At 72.1% G+C, this 20778-nt stretch carries 18 protein-coding genes; 14 read left to right on the top strand and 4 right to left on the bottom strand.

What is annotated here, in order from left to right; genetic code table 11:
* Nucleotides 1–14: 14 nt before the first annotated feature.
* Nucleotides 15–2156, top strand: a complete 2142-nt coding sequence (ligA, locus tag ACQSSQ_RS20045) for an NAD-dependent DNA ligase LigA (protein WP_431328893.1) — start codon at nt 15–17, stop codon at nt 2154–2156.
* A gap of 40 nt (nt 2157–2196) precedes the next feature.
* Here the strand turns inward: ligA and ACQSSQ_RS20040 are convergent, their stop codons facing one another.
* Entirely contained in the window at nt 2197–3198 is a 1002-nt protein-coding gene (locus ACQSSQ_RS20040; protein ID WP_431328892.1) for an Ig-like domain repeat protein, read from the bottom strand.
* Nucleotides 3199–3346: 148 nt separating this feature from the next.
* Between ACQSSQ_RS20040 and ACQSSQ_RS20035 the strand changes: the two genes are divergently transcribed.
* From ACQSSQ_RS20035 to ACQSSQ_RS20010, 6 genes are all read left to right on the top strand, one after another.
* Nucleotides 3347–4378, top strand: a complete 1032-nt coding sequence (locus ACQSSQ_RS20035) for a hypothetical protein (protein ID WP_431328891.1) — start codon at nt 3347–3349, stop codon at nt 4376–4378.
* A 66-nt stretch (nt 4379–4444) separates the two neighbouring features.
* Entirely contained in the window at nt 4445–5782 is a 1338-nt protein-coding gene (locus tag ACQSSQ_RS20030) for a hypothetical protein (protein ID WP_431328890.1), read from the top strand.
* A 76-nt stretch (nt 5783–5858) separates the two neighbouring features.
* On the top strand, nt 5859–6161 hold the full coding sequence (gene gatC, locus ACQSSQ_RS20025; RefSeq protein WP_431328889.1) for an Asp-tRNA(Asn)/Glu-tRNA(Gln) amidotransferase subunit GatC: 303 nt from the start codon (nt 5859–5861) through the stop codon (nt 6159–6161).
* A complete protein-coding gene (gene gatA / locus ACQSSQ_RS20020) occupies nt 6158–7696 on the top strand; it encodes an Asp-tRNA(Asn)/Glu-tRNA(Gln) amidotransferase subunit GatA (RefSeq protein ID WP_431328888.1) in 1539 nt (512 codons plus the stop codon). Before gatC ends, gatA begins: the two co-directional genes overlap by 4 nt.
* Nucleotides 7693–9207: an Asp-tRNA(Asn)/Glu-tRNA(Gln) amidotransferase subunit GatB gene (gene gatB, locus ACQSSQ_RS20015; RefSeq protein ID WP_431328887.1), complete on the top strand. Its 1515-nt coding sequence runs from the start codon at nt 7693–7695 to the stop codon at nt 9205–9207. Before gatA ends, gatB begins: the two co-directional genes overlap by 4 nt.
* Before the next feature lie 4 nt (nt 9208–9211).
* The gene (locus ACQSSQ_RS20010) at nt 9212–10129 is read left to right on the top strand and encodes a 2-hydroxyacid dehydrogenase (RefSeq protein ID WP_431328886.1); all 918 of its coding nucleotides are present in this window, start codon (nt 9212–9214) and stop codon (nt 10127–10129) included.
* Here the strand turns inward: ACQSSQ_RS20010 and ACQSSQ_RS20005 are convergent.
* Genes ACQSSQ_RS20005 through ACQSSQ_RS19995 form a run of 3 tightly spaced genes read right to left on the bottom strand, consistent with a single transcriptional unit; the run spans nt 10104 to nt 12506 of the window.
* On the bottom strand, nt 10104–10982 hold the full coding sequence (locus tag ACQSSQ_RS20005) for an oxygenase MpaB family protein (RefSeq protein ID WP_431328885.1): 879 nt from the start codon (nt 10980–10982) through the stop codon (nt 10104–10106). The two genes, ACQSSQ_RS20010 and ACQSSQ_RS20005, sit on opposite strands and share 26 nt — an antisense overlap.
* A gap of 9 nt (nt 10983–10991) precedes the next feature.
* Nucleotides 10992–11891: an ATP-grasp domain-containing protein gene (locus tag ACQSSQ_RS20000; protein ID WP_431328884.1), complete on the bottom strand. Its 900-nt coding sequence runs from the start codon at nt 11889–11891 to the stop codon at nt 10992–10994.
* A 51-nt stretch (nt 11892–11942) separates the two neighbouring features.
* Nucleotides 11943–12506, bottom strand: coding sequence for a PadR family transcriptional regulator (locus ACQSSQ_RS19995; protein ID WP_431328883.1), 564 nt, complete (start codon nt 12504–12506; stop codon nt 11943–11945).
* A gap of 73 nt (nt 12507–12579) precedes the next feature.
* Here ACQSSQ_RS19995 and ACQSSQ_RS19990 point away from each other — a divergent pair, with 73 nt between their 5' ends.
* The 7 genes from ACQSSQ_RS19990 to ilvC all read left to right on the top strand — a co-directional run bounded on the left by ACQSSQ_RS19990 (nt 12580) and on the right by ilvC (nt 20432).
* A complete protein-coding gene (locus ACQSSQ_RS19990) occupies nt 12580–13680 on the top strand; it encodes a WD40/YVTN/BNR-like repeat-containing protein (protein ID WP_431328911.1) in 1101 nt (366 codons plus the stop codon).
* Nucleotides 13681–13803: 123 nt separating this feature from the next.
* Complete coding sequence (locus ACQSSQ_RS19985) at nt 13804–14424, top strand: hypothetical protein (protein ID WP_431328882.1); 621 nt, start codon at nt 13804–13806, stop codon at nt 14422–14424.
* Entirely contained in the window at nt 14421–14972 is a 552-nt protein-coding gene (locus tag ACQSSQ_RS19980; RefSeq protein ID WP_431328881.1) for a hypothetical protein, read from the top strand. The genes ACQSSQ_RS19985 and ACQSSQ_RS19980 overlap by 4 nt, the downstream gene beginning before the upstream one ends.
* A gap of 57 nt (nt 14973–15029) precedes the next feature.
* Nucleotides 15030–16718: a dihydroxy-acid dehydratase gene (ilvD, locus tag ACQSSQ_RS19975; RefSeq protein ID WP_431328880.1), complete on the top strand. Its 1689-nt coding sequence runs from the start codon at nt 15030–15032 to the stop codon at nt 16716–16718.
* Nucleotides 16719–17025: 307 nt separating this feature from the next.
* A complete protein-coding gene (locus ACQSSQ_RS19970) occupies nt 17026–18780 on the top strand; it encodes an acetolactate synthase large subunit (protein ID WP_431328879.1) in 1755 nt (584 codons plus the stop codon).
* Between the two features lie 5 nt (nt 18781–18785).
* Complete coding sequence (gene ilvN, locus ACQSSQ_RS19965) at nt 18786–19322, top strand: acetolactate synthase small subunit (RefSeq protein WP_431328878.1); 537 nt, start codon at nt 18786–18788, stop codon at nt 19320–19322.
* 81 nt (nt 19323–19403) lie between these two features.
* The gene (ilvC, locus tag ACQSSQ_RS19960) at nt 19404–20432 is read left to right on the top strand and encodes a ketol-acid reductoisomerase (protein WP_431328877.1); all 1029 of its coding nucleotides are present in this window, start codon (nt 19404–19406) and stop codon (nt 20430–20432) included.
* The last annotated feature ends 346 nt before the right edge of the window (nt 20433–20778 follow it).

The following is a 20778-nucleotide window of genomic DNA, read 5'->3' as shown; positions in this document are numbered from 1 at the left end:
GTAGATTGTCGCCCGTGTCGACCGCTGACGATCGCATCGAGAGCCCACCGGACGAGGCCGCCGCGCGCTCGCGCCACGCCGAGCTGAGCGAGACCATCGAGCAGGCGCGGACGCGCTACTTCGTCGAGGACGCACCGACGCTCTCCGACGCCGAGTACGACCGTCTGATGGTCGAGCTGCGCGAGCTGGAGGAGCAGCACCCGTTGCTGCGGACCCCCGACTCGCCGACGCAGACCGTCGGGGGGACGGTCTCGGAGGCGTTCTCGGCCGTGCGCCACCGGCGTCGCATGGAGAGCCTCGACAACTGCTTCTCCTTCGAGGAGCTCGCGGCCTGGGGCGCGCGCGTCGAGAAGGAGGCCGGCAAGGAGAGCGACTTCCTCGTCGAGCTGAAGGTCGACGGCCTCGCGATCAACCTCACCTACGAGGACGGTCGGCTGACCCGCGCCGCGACCCGTGGCGACGGGACGGTCGGCGAGGACGTCACCGCCAACGTGCGCACGATCGACGGCATCCCGCACCGTCTGACCGGCTCCGACGAGCACCCGGTGCCGTCGCTGCTGGAGGTGCGCGGCGAGATCTTCTTCCCGACCCAGGCGTTCGAGGAGTTCAACGCGGCGTGGAGCGAGGCCGGCAACACGCCGTTCTCCAACCCGCGCAACGCAGCGGCGGGGTCCCTGCGCCAGAAGGACCCCCGGGTGACCGCGAGCCGCCCGCTCCGGATGGTCTGCCACGGCATCGGCGACCGGGAGGGCTACGTGCCCGAGCGTCAGTCGTCGGCGTACGAGGCCCTCCACGCCTGGGGACTCCCGACCAGCGATCGTGTGCGGGTGCTCCCGACGATGGCCGACGTGGAGGAGTTCATCACCTACTACGGCGAGCACCGCCACGACGTCGAGCACGAGATCGACGGCATCGTCGTCAAGGTCGACCAGATCTCGCTGCAGCGCGCCCTCGGGTCCACCTCGCGCGCCCCGCGGTGGGCGATCGCCTTCAAGTACCCGCCCGAGGAGGTCAACACCAAGCTTCTCGACATCCGGGTCAACGTGGGCCGCACGGGTCGCGTCACGCCGTACGGCGTCATGGAGCCGGTGTTCGTGTCCGGGTCGACGGTGGAGATGGCGACCCTGCACAACGCGTCCGAGGTCGAGCGCAAGGGCGTCCTCATCGGCGACACCGTGGTGCTGCGCAAGGCCGGCGACGTGATCCCGGAGATCGTCGGGCCGGTCCCCGCCCTGCGCGACGGGAGCGAGCGGGCCTTCGTGATGCCGACCGAGTGCCCCTCCTGCGGCACCACCCTGGCACCGGCCAAGGAGGGCGACGCCGACATCCGCTGCCCCAACACGCGCAGCTGTCCCGCGCAGCTGCGTGAGCGGCTGTTCCACGTCGGCAGCCGGGGTGCGCTCGACATCGAGGTCCTGGGCTACGAGGCGGCGAGCGCGCTGCTCGACGCCGAGGTGCTGCCTGACGAGGGCGGGCTGTTCTCGCTCTCGGAGGAGGAGCTGCTCCGCGTCCCGATGTTCACCCGTGCCGCCAAGAAGGCCGAGCGTGAGGCCGGGGCAGGGGAGCGGGTCCTGTCGGCCAACGGGCGCCGCTTCCTCGACAACCTCGGCAACGCCAAGGAGCAGCCGCTCTGGCGGGTGATCGTCGCCCTGTCGATCCGCCACGTCGGTCCGACCGCGGCACGCGCCCTCGCCGCCGAGCTCGGGAGCATGGACGCGATCCGGAGCGCGGACGCCGCGACGCTCGCCGCCGTCGAGGGGGTCGGTCCGACGATCGCCGCCTCGGTCGTCGAGTGGTTCGGGGTGGACTGGCACCGCGACATCGTCGAGCAGTGGGCGGCCGCAGGAGTCCGGATGGCCGACGAGCGTGACGCGTCGATCGCCCGCACCCTCGAGGGGCTGACGGTCGTGGTCACCGGCTCGCTGCAGGGCTTCACCCGCGACGAGGCGCGCGAGGCGATCCTGGTCCGTGGGGGCAAGGCGGCCGGGTCGGTCTCCAAGAAGACGAGCTTCGTCGTGGTCGGTGAGGCGGCCGGCTCCAAGGCCGCGAAGGCCGAGGAGCTCGGTGTGCCCGTCCTCGACGAGGCGGGGTTCGTCGCGCTGCTGCGGGACGGACCGCCGGTGTCGGAGGAGGACGACGCGGACGCGGACGGCTGAGCCCGCGCCCGCGACGCCCTGGCCTCGCGGGCGACCGACGTCAGCGGCGCTTGACGACCTTCACGGTGACGGTGCCCTTCGAGCTCTTGAGCGTCCTGCTGCCGGAGTAGACGATCCGCAGCCGGTGCTTGCCCGCCTTCAGCGCCTTCTTGCGCAGGGTCAGCGTGGCGCGTCCGTCGCGCAGGGACTTGGTCGCGAGAAGCCGCTTGCCCTTGTAGAGGCGCACCGTGCCGGTCGCCCCGGCGGACGGGCGGACCCGAACCTTGACCTTGCCGGCCTTGCCGAAGGTGACCTTGGTGGTGGTCCCACCGACGGTCGACGCCTTCAGGACCACGGCCGCCGGAGGCTTCGGGGCCGGCGTCGGCGTCGGCGCGGGGGGAGTGGGCGTGGGCGTGGGCTCGACGGGCGCCGCCGTGATCGGACCGACCATGAGGTCGAGCGTGTTGCCGTCCCCGCTCATGAGCGTGTTGAGCAGCGTGTCGTTGATGACCGTCGGACACCCCGAGAGCTTGGGGATCGTGAACGTCGCCGTCATCGGGAACGCGTCGGTGAGGCTGAACGGCTTGGTGCTCGTGAGGGTCGTCGTGATGACGCCGGTCTTGCAGTCCGGACCGCCCAGGTTGATCTTGTCGACGAGCCAGAGGTCGCTGCGCACCTCGGGCAGGGCGATCCGGAAGCTCGTCACCGCGGTGACGATGCCGCCCTCGCCGATCGTCGCCTTCGTCTTGTCGACCGGCTCCAGGATCACGGTCGAGGTGGTGTCTCCGAGAACCGGCAGTCCGAGCGCGCGGACCTTGGCGGTGATCGGCGGGATGACCATGTCGCCGACCAGCGACCCGGTCCCGAGGTCGAAGTCGCCGGTGAGCGCGGCGCCCTCGGGCATCGGCAGGACGGCGCCGGCGGCGAGCGGGTTGGCGAGGCTGGTCGAGCCGGTGATCGGAAGGATCACCTTGATCGGGGCGGCGATGGCGGTGGGCGAGCCGGCGATCCCGGCGGTCACGAGTGCGGCGGCCGCGACGGCGGCGACGACAGGTCTGCGCATCTGCAAGGTCCCTCCCAAGACGTGTGCGAACGCGAGGTTACTGCTGGGTTGCACGGTTTGTCACCGGTCTGCCGTCGGCAATGTTCGGAACCTGCTGCCGGTGCCGGCGCCAGCGGGTGAGAATGAAGCCCCTTCCCCGGAGAGCCCGATGCCCCACCCCGAACCCCCGCGCCCGGACATCCCGTCGTACGGGCCACCACCGTCGTACGGGCCACCACCGTCGTACGGGCCACCACCGTCGTACGCGCCTCGCCGACGCACGGGCGCGCTCGTCCTCGCGATCGCAGCGAGCGCGGTCGCGTTCGTCGTGCTGGTCGTCGCCACCGTGGTCGGCGCCCGGGTGTTCCCGGCCCTCCTCGACGCGGCGGCGGATCCGGCGGGGGACGGCTACGTCGTCGACGAGCCGTGGAGCTACGACGGGGTCGTCACCCTGTGGGAGGACCTCCAGGAGGACGCGTGGTGGTGCTACGACGCCGTGCCCGACTCGGTCGTCCGCTGCCACTACCTGGTGCCCGGCGACCAGCCGCAGCGGGCGACGCTGAGGATCGATCTGGACGACGCGGGCGAGCTCACCCGCCTCGACGTCGTCACGTCCGGTGTCTCCGATCCGGCAACGCTGACCGCGCCGACCGCCCGGGTCGTCGGTGACGCGCTGCTCGGTGGCCGCGGCGAGATCCTCGCCGACGCCGTCGCCGAGGACCGGGCGCTCGGGGAGGAGGCCCTCGGGAGCCCGGTGGTCTTCACGCCGACCGAGGACGGGTTCGGGCTGCGGATCGCCGCGTACGAGCCGACCCCGAACCCGACACCCTCACCGCCGTCCACCACCGAGCTGGGCGACGCGCTCGCCGGGATGCGGTTCCGCTGCGCGCCGGCCGGTGCCGGCGCGGTCACGTGCGCGAAGAGCGACGGCACCTACGCGTACCGCATGCGAGGGACGGACGCCGGCGGCGCGACCACCTGGGTCCTGGACGTCCGTGGCGGCGAGGGCGTCGACCTCCCGGAGGAAGAGGCGCTCTCCGCGCTCGAAGGGATACTCGTCAGCCTCGAGCTCGTGCCGGACGTCGGTCTCTTCCTCCGGGACCAGGAGCGCGGCGACGTCGAGGGCGTCGCGCTGGAGCTGCGGATCCTCTCCGGGGACCCCGCCGCGGTCGTCAGCATGACCGTGGGTCCTGTGGGCTGACCTCCCGGGTGCGGGGTCGGACCGGTCACCGTCCACAATGGAGCGCCACCCTTCCCCGGAGGACCGATGTCGCACCCGAACGGCCCGCAGCCGCCCGTCCCGCCGCAGGGCCAGCCCTCGCAGGGCCAGCCGCCGCAGGGCCAGCCGCCGCAGGGCCAGCCGCCGCAGGGCCAGCCGCCCCACGGCCAGCCCCCGCACGGCCAGTCGCCGCAGGGCCCGCCACCGCCGCCGTACGGGCCCCCTCCGGGCTGGGGTCCGCCCCCGCAAGGCCCGCCGCCGCAGGGACCGCCGGCCCAAGGTCCGCCGACCCTGCAGTGGGGTGCGCAAGGACCCGGCGGATACCCGCAGCAGCCCGCGTACGGCGCACCGCAGTGGTCGCCGACCCCGCCGCAGGGCGGCAACGGGAGCAACCGGAGCCGCAACATCGTCCTCGTCGTCGTCGGCGCGGTCGTCGCGCTCGCGTTGGTCGTCGCGGCCGTGGTCGTCGGCATCAACGTCCTCGACGACGGCTCCGGCGACTCCGAGTCGTCCTCGTCCACCGAGGCCGGCGGCGACGACGAGAAGGGCACCGACGGCGGGGACGACGGCAGCGACGGCGACGGCGCGGGCGACCCGATGTCGGAGGGCACGGTCACCGACCTCACCGCCGCTCTCGAGGCGGACGAGAGCTGGTCCTGCTACACGACCGTCGCCGGCTCGCTCGTGCGCTGCCACTCGTTCGTGGCAGGGGAGGACCCGCAGCGCGCGACGCTGCGCATCAGCCTGGCCGACGGCGCCGTGACCGACGTCGACCTGGCGGCCTACCTCGTCGACGACCCGGCCGCGATCACCGAGGTCGCGGCGAAGGCGGTCGGCGACACGCTTTTCGACGGCAAGGGCGCGGCGCTCGTGGCCGCGGCTGCCGCCGACACGAACCTCGGTCCGGAGGACCTCGGGGCGGACGCCACGTTCACCGCGTACGGGGACGGCTTCCAGGTCCGCGCGGAGGGAACCGACGTCGCGCCGGCTGCAGGGCCCTCGCCGAAGGACACCGCGACGCTGACGCCGACGCTGACCGCCAAGGGGTTCACCTGCAAGAAGGACGAGGCGGACTCCGTCTCGTGCGAGAAGAACGACGGCAAGACCGGTGTCCGGGTCCTCGGCATCGACCACGACACCTCGTCGAGCTGGAACGTGTCCGTCCGCGGAGCCTCGTACGACACCCCGGTCGACGAGACGCAGGCGCGCGCCGTGCTCGGGCAGGAGCTGGTCGGCCTCGGGCTCACCGACGAGTCCGGGGCGTCCTGGCTGGGCAGCGCCGCGGACCGGCAGGAAGGCGACTTCAGCGGGTACTCGACGGAGGTCGGGATCTACACGTCGGGTTCGGACGCGTACGTCTCGGCGTCGGTGCGCCAGGTCAGGTGACCGCGCGGGGACGGCGGCGAGGGGCGACGCCCTAGGATGGGTCGGTAACCCCACCCACGCTCGAAGGGACTCTCCGTTGTCCGACGGGATCTCGCGCGCTGACGTCGCCCACCTGGCGAACCTCGCGCGCATCGACCTCTCCGACGCCGAGCTCGACCGCCTCACCCCTGAGCTCACGGTCATCCTCGAGTCGGTCGCCCAGGTCGCCGAGGTGGCGGCCGCCGACGTGCCGCCGACCTCGCACGCCGTGCCGCTGTCCAACGTCTTCCGCGAGGACGTCGTGACACCTGGCCTGACCCCGGAGCAGGCTCTCGCGGGTGCGCCGGTCGTCGAGCAGCAGCGCTTCGCCGTCCCCAAGATCCTCGGGGAGGACGCATGAGCACGATCCGCCTGAGCGCCGCCGAGATCGCCACGAAGCTGGCCGCGGGCGAGGTCTCGTCCGTCGAGGTCACGCGGGACCACCTCGACCGGATCGCCGCGGTCGACGGAGACATCAACGCGTTCCTCGCGCTGGACGCCGAGGGAGCGCTGGACACCGCGCGCGACGTCGACGCGCGTCGCGCCGCGGGGGAGACGCTGCACCCGCTCGCCGGTGTGCCGATCGCGGTCAAGGACGTCATCGCCACCGCCGGCATCGCCACCACGGCGGGCTCGCGGATCCTCGAGGGCTGGGTCCCGCCGTACGACGCGTTCGTCGCCCGGCGCATCCGCGCCGCCGGTCTCCCGATCCTGGGCAAGACCAACATGGACGAGTTCGCGATGGGCTCCTCGACCGAGCACTCCGCCTACGGCCCGACCCGCAACCCGTGGGACCTCGACCGGATCCCCGGCGGATCAGGAGGCGGCTCGGCGGCCGCGGTGGGGGCGTACGAGGCTCCGCTCGCGATCGGCACCGACACCGGCGGCTCGATCCGCCAGCCCGCGGCCGTCACCGGCACGGTGGGCGTGAAGCCGACGTACGGCGGCGTGTCCCGCTACGGGCTCATCGCGCTCGCGTCGTCGCTCGACCAGGCTGGACCGGTGACCCGGACCGTGCTCGACGCGGCGCTGCTGCACGACCTCATCGGCGGCCACGACCCGCTCGACTCCACGAGCATCGACGCGCCCGTCCCGCCGGTCGTCGAGGCCGCTCGTCGGGCCGACGTCTCCGGCCTTCGGATCGGCATCGTCAAGCAGCTCGGCGGCGAGGGCTACCAGCCCGGCGTGCGGACGCGCTTCGACGAGGCCGTGGCACTGCTGAGCAAGGCCGGCGCGGACATCGTCGAGGTCTCGTGCCCGAGCTTCGAGTACGCGCTCTCGACCTACTACCTGATCCTCCCGGCCGAGGCGAGCAGCAACCTCGCCAAGTTCGACGCGATGCGCTACGGGCTGCGCGTCCACCCGCAGGGCGTCGCCGACCCGAGCGCCGAGCAGGTGATGGCCGCGACCCGCGAGGCCGGCTTCGGCGACGAGGTGAAGCGTCGCATCATCATCGGCACCTACGCCCTGTCGAGCGGCTACTACGACGCCTACTACGGGTCGGCGCAGAAGGTCCGGACGCTCATCGCGCAGGACTTCGCGCGGGCGTTCGAGCAGGTCGACGTGCTCGTCTCCCCGACGTCGCCGACGACCGCGTTCCCCCTCGGGAGCAAGCTCGACGACCCGATGTCGATGTACCTCCAGGACGTCGCCACCATCCCCGCGAACCTCGCCGGGGTCCCCGGGCTCTCGCTCCCGGCCGGCGTGGCGGACGAGGACGGGCTGCCCGTCGGCATCCAGGTGCTCGCTCCCGCGATGGGCGACGACCGTCTCTACAACGTGGGCGCCGCGCTGGAGCGGCTGCTGCTCGAGCAGTGGGGCGCGCCGCTGCTGAGCCGCGCGCCCGAGCTGGCCGCGACCGCCGAGGCTGCGTCTTCCACGGAAGGAACCCGATGACCGCGACCCGTACGGAGCTGGTCCCGTTCGACCAGGCTCTCGAGACGTACGACCCCGTGATGGGGCTCGAGGTCCACGTCGAGCTCAACACCGCGTCCAAGATGTTCTGCGGCTGCGCGACGGAGTTCGGGGCGGAGCCCAACACCCAGGTCTGCCCGACGTGCCTGGGCCTCCCGGGCGCGCTGCCGGTCGTCAACGGCAAGGCTGTCGAGTCGGCGATCCGGATCGGGCTCGCGCTCAACTGCTCGATCGCGCCGTGGTCGCGCTTCGCCCGGAAGAACTACTTCTACCCGGACATGCCGAAGAACTTCCAGACCTCGCAGTACGACGAGCCGATCTGCTTCGACGGCTGGACCGAGGTGACGATCGAGACCGACGAGGGACCGCAGGTGTTCCGCGTCGAGATCGAGCGCGCGCACATGGAGGAGGACACCGGCAAGTCGCTGCACGTCGGCGGAGCCACGGGTCGCATCCACGGCGCCGACTACTCGCTGGTCGACTACAACCGTGCCGGCATCCCGCTGATCGAGATCGTCACGAAGCCGATCGTCGGTGCCGGGAAGTACGCCCCGCAGGTCGCGCGCGCGTACGTCGCCCACCTGCGCGAGCTCGTGAAGGCGCTCGACGTCTCCGACGCGCGGATGGAGCAGGGCTCGATGCGCTGCGACGTGAACCTGTCGCTGATGCCCAAGGACGCCGGCGTCTTCGGCACCCGCTCGGAGACCAAGAACGTCAACTCGCTGCGTTCGGTGGAGCGGGCGGTCCGCTACGAGGTGGAGCGTCACGCGGGCGTGCTGGACGCCGGCCAGAAGGTCGTCCAGGAGACCCGGCACTGGCACGAGGACACCGGGGTCACGACGTCGGGACGCGAGAAGTCCGACGCCGAGGACTACCGCTACTTCCCCGAGCCCGACCTCGTCCCGGTGGCGCCGTCGGACGAGTGGGTCGAGGAGCTGCGGGCGACGCTCCCGGAGCCGCCGGCCGAGCGTCGCGCGCGTCTGCAGGGGGAGTGGGGCTACTCCGACCTCGAGATGCGCGACGTCGTCGGGGCGGGTGCGCTCGACCTGATCGAGGCGACCGTCGCCGCCGGGGCCACGCCGACCGCGGCCCGCAAGTGGTGGCTCGGCGAGCTGGCGCGTCGCGCGAACGACACCGGCACCCCGATCGACGCGATCGGCGTGACGCCGGCGCAGGTGGCGGAGGTGCAGGCGCTGGTCGACGCCAAGCGCATCAACGACAAGCTCGCGCGCCAGGTCTTCGACGGCCTCGTCGCGGGCGAGGGGACGCCCGAGGAGATCGTCGCGGCACGAGGGCTCGAGGTCGTCTCGGACGACGGTGCGCTCGCCGAGGCCGTCGACCGTGCGATCGAGTCGAACCCGGACGTGGCGGCCAAGATCCGCGACGGCAAGGTCGCGGCGGCAGGCGCACTCATCGGTGCGGTCATGAAGGACATGCGGGGCCAGGCCGACGCCGGTCGGGTCCGCGAGCTGATCCTCGAGAAGCTCGCCTGACCGCATGACCGTCGCGCTCACCCCGTTCGCCCCCGAGGAGCTCGACGCTCCCGACGGCATCACGCTCGTCCGGTTCTCCGGCGCCGCCGAGGATCTCCCGGCCGACGACGTCCTCGCCGACGTCGAGGCCTGGGTGATCCCGTACGCGCTCTCGTTCCCGCTGGGCGAGCTGGCCGCGCGCATGCCGCGGCTCCGGGTGATCCAGGCCCAGTCCGCGGGCACCGACGGGATCGCGGCGCAGGTCCCCGCGGGCGTCACGCTCTGCAACGCCCGCGGCGTCCACGACGCCGCGACCGCGGAGCTCGGGGTCGGCCTGATGATCTCCGCGCTGCGCGGGATCCCGGAGTTCGTACGGGCGCAGGAGAACGCCGAGTGGCTGCCGTACCGGTGGTGGACCGCGCTGGCCGACCGGACCGTGATGATCCTCGGCTACGGCAGCATCGGGCAGGCGCTCGAGCGCCGGCTCGCGGGGTTCGAGGTCGATGTCGTCCGCGTCGCCGGCCACGCCCGCGACGGGGTGCACGCCTCCTCTGAGCTCCCCGAGCTCCTCCCGACCGTCGACGTCGTCGTGGTGCTCACGCCGCTCACCGACGCGACGCGGCACCTGGTCGACGCCGACTTCCTCGCGGCGTTGAAGGACGGCGCGCTGCTCGTCAACCTCGCGCGGGGCCCCGTCGTGGACACCGAGGCGCTCCTCGCGGAGCTGGCGCGAGGGCGCCTGCGTGCCGCGCTCGACGTCACCGACCCGGAGCCGCTGCCGGCGGACCACCCGCTCTGGCGTGCTCCCAACACGCTCATCACACCCCACGTCGCCGGGGGCACCTCGGCGATGCGGCCAAGGGTCGTCGCGCTCGTCCGCGACCAGCTGCGCCGGCTGGCTGCGGGCGAGGAGCTGATCAACCAGGTCCCACCGAGCCGCTGACCACGGCCCGGGCAGGAGGGGCCGGCTGCATCGCCCACCGGATCGTCCGGGTCGCGACGGAGCCGGCGGTCCGGAACGCGAGCGTCTCCGTGACGGGGAGCCACGGCAGCCGCAGCGGAGCACGGGCCCACCGGGGGAGCAGCCCGACCGCGGCGCCGGCCAGGGCGGCGTACCCGGGCCGCAGCGACCACGGCACCGGTGGCGTCAGCAGGAGGAACCGCGCCGCCTCGCGGGCGGCCGGCGTCGAGGCGAGCTCGGGTCGGAAGGCGTCGAGCCGTGCGTCGAGGCCGGCAACATCGGTCGGTGGGTCGTCGGCTCCCAGCGCCCAGGCCACCTCCGCCGCCTGTGCCACGTAGCGGTCGCGCTCATCGGCGTCCAGCCGGCGGGCGCCGTACCGGTCGTGCGCCCGCAGGAAGCTGTCGACCTCGGCCACGTGCACCCAGGTCAGAAGGTCCGGGTCGTCGGCGGCGTACGCGCGCCCGTCCGGTGCCGTCCCGTGGACGCGCCGGTGCACGGCGCGGACGATGCGTACCGCCCGCTCCGACGTCTCGACCGTCCCGAACGTCGTCTCCGCAAGGAAGCCGCTGGTCCGCTGCAGCCGACCCCAGGGGTCGCTGCGGAACCCGGAGTGCTGGTCCACGGCCGCCATCGCGAGAGGGTGCAGGGACTGCAGCAGGAGTGCCCGGATCCCGCCGACGAACATCGAGGCGTCACCGTGGACGCGCTGGATCGGGTCGTCCGGACCGAACCGACGTGGTCCGACGGCGTCATGGATCCGCGCGCGCCGTCCCGGTCCGTCGGCACCCGCCACCCGGGAGAACAGCTCTGCTGCGAGCCGGTCACGGACGCTCATGCGTCGACTCTAGACGCGTCCCAGGGAGTTCACCGTCGTGGTGATCGCCGCGGCGAACCGCTCGGCGGCACCGTCGACGTTCGGCAGGAACAGCGACGGCTCGGTCAGCTCGAGCTCGATGACCTGGGGAGCGCCGTCGGGGCCTGCGACCAGGTCGACCCGGGCGTACAGCAGGTCGAGCCCGCCGCCCAGCGCCTGGCTCGCAGCCCGCAGCGCCTGACGCGCGACGTCGAGCTGGTCGTCCGTTGCGGTGGTCGGGGTGATGCGCTCGCGGGAGTCGCGGTCGTCGCGCACCCCCTCGCCAGGAGCCAGCAGGGCGCCCTTGATCACGGCGTGCGAGTAGTCGCCCCCGGCGAAGAGGACGGCCGTCTCGCCCTGGGCGTCGACCGAGGCGACGTACGGCTGCAGCATCGCCGTCCGTCCGGCCTCGACGAGCGACCGGCTGTGCGCGAGCGCGTCGTCCACGTCCGACCAGCGGGCGGTGTCGCGCGAGCCCGCTGACACCGCAGGCTTGACGACCCACTCGGTCTCGCCGACCGGGAGCCGCCACGCGTCGGCGTGCGCGACGAGGGTCTGCTCGTCCGTCACGTCCCAGGCGGTCGGGATGACCGGGCACCCGGCCTCGGCCAGGTCGCGGAGGTAGGTCTTGTGGGTGTTCCACGCGATCACCTCGGCGCGGTTGCGCAGCCGCGGGACCCGGCGGGCCCACTCCACGAAGGCATCGCGGTGGTCGGTGTAGTCCCAGGTCGAGCGGACGACGGTGAGCGCGTACGCGTGCCAGTCGACGGCTTCGTCGTCCCACACCTCGACCGCGACCTCGTGACCGACGGCCGCGAGCGCTTCGCTCAGGACCTTGATCTCGGGGTCGTCGACGTACGAGGCGGAGCTGGCGAGGGCGATGCGAGCCACGGGGACCCTTTCGTGAGGTGGACGGCCGTCTCGACGGTACGCGACGGGGGTTCAGGTGCTGAGATCCCCTCCGCGCTTGCGCAGCCCGTTGGCGATCTCGCTCTCGTTGGCGAAGTAGGAGAGTCCCCAGTCGGCGACCGTCGCGGGCGAGCGGAGCCGCGGGTCGTCGCCGAGCATCTCGCGCACCGCCCGCAGGTCGGCGGTGCGCTCCTCGAGCTGGGAGATGTAGACGTCGAGCCAGCGCTCCACGTGCTCGGGGGCGACCATGTGGGCGAACATCAGCCGCAGCGCCACCGGGTGCTTCAGGACCGGGAAGGCCGGCTCCGACGTCTCGAGCCAGGTGAGCAGGCGCGCGCGGCCGGCCTCGGCGAGGGCGTACCGCCGCGTGCTCCGCCGGCCGTTCGGGGCGTCGGTCGCGTCGACGAGGCCCAGGTCCGCGAGACGTGCCAGCTCGGTGTAGACCTGGCTGGTCGCGGGCGAGACCCAGTAGTAGCGCATGGTCAGGTCGCACCGCTGCTTGAGCTCGTAGCCGGTGAGGCCTTCCGGGGCGTCGTCGGGGTCGAGCGCGAGCAGGCCGAGGAGCGCGTACGAGGTCGTTGACAGGTCGGCTGCCATGTCCCTAGCGTAGCGAGAGTTCCTATTAGGAATAACGCTGCGGTTGTTCGAAGGTGACTGGAGGGTGAGCCGCATGGACGCGATGCTGCTGGTCGGGACGCGCAAGGGACTCTGGATCGGCCGCTCGCCCGACCGCCGGACCTGGGACCTGCAGGGTCCGTTGTTCCCGATGAACGCCGTCTACTCCGCGTGCATCGACACCCGCGGCGAGAGTGCTCGCGGAGGCGGGCCGCGCCTGCTCGTCGGGACGATGAGCGAGCACTGGGGGCCGCAGGTCAGCTGGTCCGACGACCTCGGCGAGACCTGGTCGGAGACGCCCGGTGGCGGGATCCGCTTCCCGGAGGACGCCGGCGTGGCGCTCGAGCAGGTGTGGCAGCTGACGCCGGGTGCGCAGCCCGACGAGGTCTGGGCCGGGACGCAGCCCTCCGCGCTGTTCCGCTCCACCGACCGTGGTGAGACGTTCTCCTTCGTCCGCGGGCTCTGGGACCACCCGCACCGTCCGCACTGGGAGGCCGGGTTCGGCGGCCAGGCGATCCACACCGTGGTGCCGGACCTCGCCGACCCGGACCGGGTCACCGTCGCGATGTCGACCGGCGGCGTCTACCGCACGGAGGACGGCGGGACGACGTGGGACCCGCACAACGTCGGCATCAAGGCCTACTTCTTCCCCGACCCCTGGCCGGAGTACGGGCAGTGCGTCCACAAGGTCGCGTCGCACCCCGACAAGCCGCAGCAGATGTATGCGCAGAACCATCACGGTGTCTACCGCTCCGACGACGGCGGCGACACCTGGACCTCGATCGCGGACGGGCTGCCGAGCGACTTCGGGTTCCCGATCGTCGTCCACCCGGGCCGCCCCGACACGGTGTACGTCTTCCCGCTGGTCGCGGACGGCGACCGCATGCCGCCCGACGCGCAGGCGCGGGTCTGGCGCTCCGACGACGCCGGGGAGACCTGGCGGGAGCTGGGCAAGGGGCTGCCCGACACGTACTACGCGGCGGTGATGCGCGACGCTTTCCGCGCCGACGACGCGACCGCGTACGGGCTCCCCGCCGGGCTCTACCTCGGTGGCCGGGACGGCAGCGTCTTCGCCAGCGCCGACGAGGGGGAGACGTGGTCCGAGGTGGCGACCCACCTCCCCGACGTGATGTGCGTCCGCGCCGCGATGGTCTGACGCCCCGCCCGGCAAACGCGGGGAGGGGATCAATCCTGTGCCCTTGACATTCCGAACTCAGCGTTGCAGCCTTGATCTCAAGAGATCAACGCCGAGTCTTTGACGGAGGCTGCGATGTATGTGATGACGCTCGATCAACGGGGCAGTCGCCGCGGCGACGACGCGGTCCCCGAGCTGCTCTCGTCCTTCGCGGGACGCGTCACGCCGGTCCGTCCCTTCGAGCGCACGGCAGGCGACGAGGTCCAGGGCCTGCTCGACGACCCGTTCGCGGTCGCCGACCTCGTCGCGTCCGCGCTGCGCGACGGCCGGTGGTGGATCGGCATCGGGGCCGGCGTCGTCGAAGGACCGGTCCCGGAGACCGCGCGCGCCGGCCGCGGCCCCGCGTACGTCCACGCGCGCGAGGCGGTCGAGCGCGCCAAGTCCGAGCCGCAGCCGGTGTGCGTCCGGGCCGACGACGCGCGGCTCGCCGAGGACGCGGAGACGGCGTTCTGGCTCCTCGCCGGCCTGATCACCCGCAGGACCGACGCAGGCTGGGAGGCCGTCGACGCGATGGCGGACGGAGGGACGCAGCGGGCTGCTGCGGCAGGGCTCGGGATCACCGCGCAGGCGATGAGCAGCCGCCTCGCCGTGGCGGGGTGGACCGAGGAGCGCCGAGGCCGTACGCTCGCCGCGCACCTCCTGGCCGCCTGCGACCCCGAGCAGAAGACCGACCACCCGACGAGCGCACCCGAGGACGGGCGATGACGACCTACGTGCTGGTGATCGCCGCCGCGTGCCTCGCCCTGCTCGGATGGGCCTTCGCGCGCACAGACCTCGCGCGGCAGCTGGTCGGTGCCGTGCTCGGGCTCGCGCTCGTGTTCGGCGTGGTGGCGAGCATCTTCGAGGATCCCGTGACCGGCGTACGCCACGACATCCTCGTGCTCTTCGCGATGGTGCTCGCCGTGGCCGGAGGAGGGGTCGTGACCACGGCCGCGTTCGAGACGATCGACGCCTCGCGGTCCGGCGACACCCACGGCCGTACGGTCACGGCGGCGGCCGAGGTCCTGCGGGGAGGGGCGTGGGTCGGCGGCCTCGAGCGGGTCGCCGTGTTCGGCGCCCTCGCCGCACGCTGGCCCGAGGGGGTCGCGATCGTGCTCGCCGTCAAGGGCCTGGGGCGCTACCCGGAGCTCAAGGTGCAGGCGATGGCCGGCACCGCGGAGAGGTTCATCATCGGCACGATGATCAGCGTCATCTGGGCGGTGGCGTGCGCCTACCTCGCGTTCGCGCCGTACGTCCTCCCGCCCGGCCGCTGAGTCCAGCTCGCGGTCCCTCTCCGCCGTGGGCGGCAGCACGGTCGTAATCTTGCATGCATGGCGTCCGAGACCCCCGACATCAAGCCCCGCAGCCGTGACGTGACCGACGGACTGGAGAGCACCGCCTCGCGCGGCATGCTCCGCGCCGTCGGCATGGGAGACGAGGACTGGGCCAAGCCCCAGATCGGCGTCGCCTCCAGCTGGAACGAGATCACCCCGTGCAACCTGTCGCTCGACCGGCTGTCGGACGCGGTGAAGAACGGCGTGCACGCCGCCGGCGGCTACCCGCTCGAGTTCGGCACGATCTCGGTCTCCGACGGCATCTCGATGGGCCACGAGGGCATGCACTACTCGCTCGTGTCGCGCGAGGTCATCGCCGACTCGGTCGAGACCGTGATGATGGCCGAGCGCCTCGACGGCTCGGTCCTCCTCGCCGGCTGCGACAAGAGCCTCCCCGGCATGCTCATGGCGGCCGCGCGGCTCGACCTGTCGAGCGTGTTCCTGTACGCCGGCTCGACGATGCCGGGTCAGGTCGACGGCAAGGACGTCACGATCATCGACGCCTTCGAGGCGGTGGGCGCCTGCGTCAAGGGCTTGATCACCCGCGAGGAGGTCGACCGCATCGAGCGGGCGATCTGTCCGGGCGAGGGTGCGTGCGGCGGCATGTACACCGCCAACACCATGGCCTCCGTCGCGGAGGCGCTCGGCATGTCGCTGCCGGGCTCGGCCGCGCCGCCGGCGGTCGACAGCCGCCGCGACGGGTTCGCCCGTCGTTCCGGCGAGGCGGTCGTCAACCTGCTCCGCGAGGGCATCACGGCACGCCAGATCATGACCAAGCCCGCCTTCGAGAACGCGATCGCCGTCGTCATGGCGCTCGGCGGCTCGACCAACGCGGTGCTGCACCTGCTCGCGATCGCCCGCGAGGCCGAGGTCGACCTGACGCTCGACGACTTCTCCCGGATCGGCGAGAAGGTCCCGCACCTCGGTGACCTCAAGCCGTTCGGTCGCTACGTGATGAACGACGTCGACAAGGTCGGCGGCATCCCCGTGATCATGAAGGCGCTCCTCGACGCCGGCCTGATGAACGGCGACACCCTCACCGTCACGGGCAAGACCATGGCCGAGAACCTCGACGCGCTGGTCAAGACCGCGGTCGACGGCGACGTCATCCGCAAGCTCGACAACCCGATCCACGCGACCGGCGGCCTCACGATCCTCGAGGGCACGCTGGCGCCGCAGGGTGCGGTCGTGAAGAGCGCGGGCTTCGACGAGTCGGTCTTCACCGGCACCGCGCGCGTCTTCGACGGCGAGCGGTCGGCGATGGACGCGCTGGAGGACGGGACGATCGTCGCGGGCGACGTCGTCGTCATCCGCTACGAGGGTCCGAAGGGTGGTCCGGGCATGCGCGAGATGCTCGCGATCACGGGGGCCATCAAGGGCGCCGGCCTCGGCAAGGACGTCCTCCTCCTCACCGACGGGCGGTTCTCCGGCGGGACGACGGGCCTGTGCGTCGGGCACGTCGCCCCGGAGGCCGTCGACGGGGGACCGATCGCCTTCGTCGCCGACGGTGACCCGATCACGCTCGACGTCGCCAACCGCCGCCTCGACGTCGAGATCGACCCGGAGGAGCTCGAGCGGCGCAAGGACGGCTGGTCGCCGAAGCTCCCGTCCGTGCCGCCGCGCGGCGTCCTCGCGAAGTACGCGAAGCTCGTCGGCTCCGCGGCGGACGGCGCCGTGCTGGGCTGATCCTGCACCGGAACCACAGCGAGGCCGCCGTCATGTGGGACGGCGGTCTCGCTATGTGAGACGCGATGGGTGCTGGCTTGACCCTCGGGATCGGGTCGCGCACTCTTGACTCGTGCGCAACATTCTTCTCGTACGTCACTGACGCGCGACCGGCTTCCGGTCCCGCGTCACCCCTCGAATGCCCAGGCGGGCCGAGGGGTTTTTTCTTGTCATCGAGAAGGCAGAGGCCGTGAGAAGACAGCAGCACGAGGGCACCCGCCCCACCCGAGGAACCGGCACCGAGGCCGGTCGGCATGAAGGGACAGCGATGAGCGAGCAGATCACCGGGGCTCAAAGCCTCGTCCGGGCGCTGGAGCACGCCGGGGTCGAGGTCGTCTTCGGCATTCCTGGCGGGGCGATCCTTCCGGCGTACGACCCGCTCATGGACTCGCAGAAGCTTCGCCACATCCTTGTCCGCCACGAGCAGGGAGCCGGGCACGCGGCCCAGGGCTACGCGGTGGCCAGCGGCAAGGTCGGCGTCTGCATGGCGACCTCCGGGCCGGGTGCCACGAACCTCGTGACGCCGATCGCCGACGCCTACATGGACTCCGTCCCGATGGTGGCCGTGACGGGGCAGGTCCCCAGCCGCGCGATCGGGACGGATGCCTTCCAGGAGGCCGACATCCGCGGCATCACGATGCCGATCACCAAGCACAGCTACCTCGTGACCGACGCCGACGAGATCCCCACCGCGATCGCCGAGGCGTTCCACATCGCCGCGACGGGGCGACCCGGCCCGGTCCTCGTCGACATCTCCAAGGACGCGCTGCAGGCCACGACCACCTTCACGTGGCCGACCGAGCTGCACCTGCCGGGCTACCGGCCGACGACCAAGCCGCACGGCAAGCAGGTCCGTGAGGCGGCGCGCCTGATCGCCGCCGCCGAGCGTCCGGTCCTGTACGTCGGTGGTGGCGTCGTGAAGGCCAACGCCTCGACCGAGCTCAAGGTGCTCGCCGAGATGACGGGAATCCCGGTCGTCACGACGCTGATGGCGCGGGGGGCGTTCCCCGACAGCCACGAGCTGCACCTCGGCATGCCGGGCATGCACGGCACGGTGGCCGCGGTCGGCGCGCTGCAGAAGAGCGACCTGCTGATCTCGCTCGGCGCCCGGTTCGACGACCGGGTGACCGGTGACCTCGGGTCGTTCGCACCGGGCGCGAAGGTCATCCACGCCGACATCGACCCGGCCGAGATCTCCAAGAACCGCACCGCCGACGTGCCGATCGTCGGTGACTGCCGCGAGGTGATCGCCGACCTCGTCGTCGCCCTGCAGGCCGAGTACGCCGAGCACCCCGCCGACTACGCGGCCTGGCGCGAGCAGATGCAGGCGCTGTCGTCGCGCTACCCGCTCGGGTACGACGAGCCGGAGGACGGGACCCTGTCGCCGCAGCGCGTGATCCAGCGGATCGGCGAGATCGCGGGTCCCACCGCGACGTACACCGCCGGCGTCGGCCAGCACCAGATGTGGGCCGCCAACTTCATCGGGCACGAGCGCCCCGCGCGCTGGATCAACTCCGGCGGCATGGGGACGATGGGCTTCTCCGTCCCGGCGGCGATGGGAGCGCAGGTCGCCCGGGCCGGCGAGGTCGTGTGGGCGATCGACGGTGACGGGTGCTTCCAGATGACCAACCAGGAGCTCGCGACGTGCGCGCTCGAGGGTATCCCGATCAAGGTCGCCGTCATCAACAACTCGTCGCTGGGCATGGTCCGGCAGTGGCAGACGCTCTTCTACGAGGGCCGCTACTCCAACACCGACCTGCAGACCGGCGCCGACGCCGCCCGCATCCCCGACTTCGTGAAGCTCGCCGACGCGTACGGGTGCGTGGGCCTGCGCTGCGAGCGCGCGGAGGACCTCGACGACGTCATCGAGAAGGCGATGTCGATCACCGACGTCCCGGTCGTCATCGACTTCGTGGTGCACCGTGACGCGATGGTGTGGCCGATGGTCCCCGCCGGAGTCAGCAACGACATGATCCAGATCGCGCGCGACATGGCGCCCGACTTCGGCGACGAGGAGCTGTAAGCCGCATGAGCAAGCACACCCTGTCCGTCCTGGTCGAGAACACCCCCGGTGTCCTCGCCCGCGTCGCGAGCCTCTTCATGCGCCGCGGCTTCAACATCGACTCGCTCGCGGTCGGCCAGACGGAGATCCCCGAGATCTCGCGGATGACGATCGTGGTGAACGTCGACGAGCTCCCGCTCGAGCAGGTCACCAAGCAGCTCAACAAGCTCGTCAACGTCCTCAAGATCGTCGAGCTCGAGCCGGCCAGCGCGGTCGAGCGCGAGCTGATGCTGATCAAGGTCCGTGCCGACTCCCAGACCCGCGGGCAGGTCCTCGAGACCGTCCAGCTGTTCCGGGCGAAGGTCGTCGACGTCGCGGTCGACGCGGTGACGATCGAGGCCACCGGCGACCCCGGCAAGCTCGGGGCGATGCTGCGGGTGCTCGAGCCGTTCGGGATCCGCGAGATCGCCCAGTCCGGACGTGTCGCGATCGGACGCGGCGGGCGGTCGATCACCGACCGGACGCTGCGATCGGTCCCCGGCGCATCCACCCAGACCGCCTGAGCGTACGGTCGAACACGGCCGCACGCCCCACCCAACGGCACCACACCGGTGCCACTCGGCACCACGAGAAGGAGTAACCCCGTGCCTGAGCTGTTCTATGACGACGACGCCGACCTGAGCGTCATCCAGGGCCGCAGCGTGGCCGTCCTCGGCTACGGCAGCCAGGGCCACGCCCACGCGCTGTCGCTGCGTGACTCGGGCGTCGACGTCCGCGTCGGCCTCCCCGAGGGCTCGAAGAGCCGCGCGAAGGCCGAGAACGAGGGCCTTCGGGTGCTCACCCCGGCCGAGGCGTGCGCCGAGGCCGACGTCATCGTCGTCCTCGCTCCGGACCCGGCGCAGCGCAGCCTGTACGCCGAGGCGATCGAGCCCAACCTCAACGACGGCGACGCCCTGATCTTCGGGCACGGCTTCAACATCCGCTACGGCTACGTGAAGCCGCCGGCCGGTGTCGACGTCGCGATGATCGCGCCGAAGGGCCCGGGTCACCTGGTGCGTCGTGAGTACGTCGAGGGTCGCGGCGTGCCGGTGCTCGTCGCGGTCGAGCAGGACGCGACCGGCAACGCGTGGGCGCTCGCGCTCTCGTACGCGAAGGCGATCGGCGGCCTGCGTGCCGGCGGCATCAAGACGACCTTCACCGAGGAGACCGAGACCGACCTGTTCGGTGAGCAGGCCGTCCTCTGCGGTGGCGTGTCGGCGCTCGTCCAGGCGGGCTTCGAGACGCTGACCGAGGCCGGCTACCAGCCGGAGGTCGCGTACTTCGAGTGCCTCCACGAGCTGAAGCTGATCGTCGACCTCATGTACGAGGGTGGCATCGCCAAGCAGCGCTGGTCGGTGTCCGACACCGCCGAGTACGGCGACTACGTCTCCGGCCCGCGGGTCGTGGACGCGCGTGTCAAGGAGAACATGCAGGCCGTCCTCGCCGACATCCAGAACGGCGCGTTCGCCGAGCGCTTCATCGCCGACCAGGACGCCGGTGCGCCGGAGTTCAAGAAGCTGCGCGCCGAGGGCGAGCAGCACCCGATCGAGGCGACCGGCCGCGAGCTGCGCAAGCTCATGGCGTGGGTGAAGAGCTCGGACGACGACTACACCGAGGGCACGGCAGCGCGGTAGCGCTCGTCGGTAGGGCGCGGTAGCGCCACGTCGGTAGGGCGCGGTAGCGCTCGTCGGTAGGGCGCGGTAGCGCTCGGCTCCCGCAGCGGCGGTGAGCCTGGTCCCACGCGAGGTGATCGCGAGGGGACCGGGCTCACCGCCGTCGTCGTTCTCGGGGGCGCGGCAGGTCTCCGGGGTAGATGAGCCGCGCGAGCCAGCGGCGGGAGGCGAGGTAGACCTCGCGCGTACCTCCGCGGCGCCAGGCACGACGGACGCGACGAGCCGGTTCCATTCGTAACCCTCGGGGGAAGGGGACGGGTGGGCTGCCCGCACCGTACCGGGCACGGCGCCACCTGCGGAAGGGGTT

Origin of the sequence: Mumia spirodelae (assembly GCF_050632745.1) — a bacterium.
Taxonomy (GTDB): Bacteria; Actinomycetota; Actinomycetes; order Propionibacteriales; family Nocardioidaceae; genus Mumia.
The sequence above is the reverse complement of the archived record's forward strand: the minus strand, read 5'-3'. Positions and strand labels throughout refer to the sequence as shown.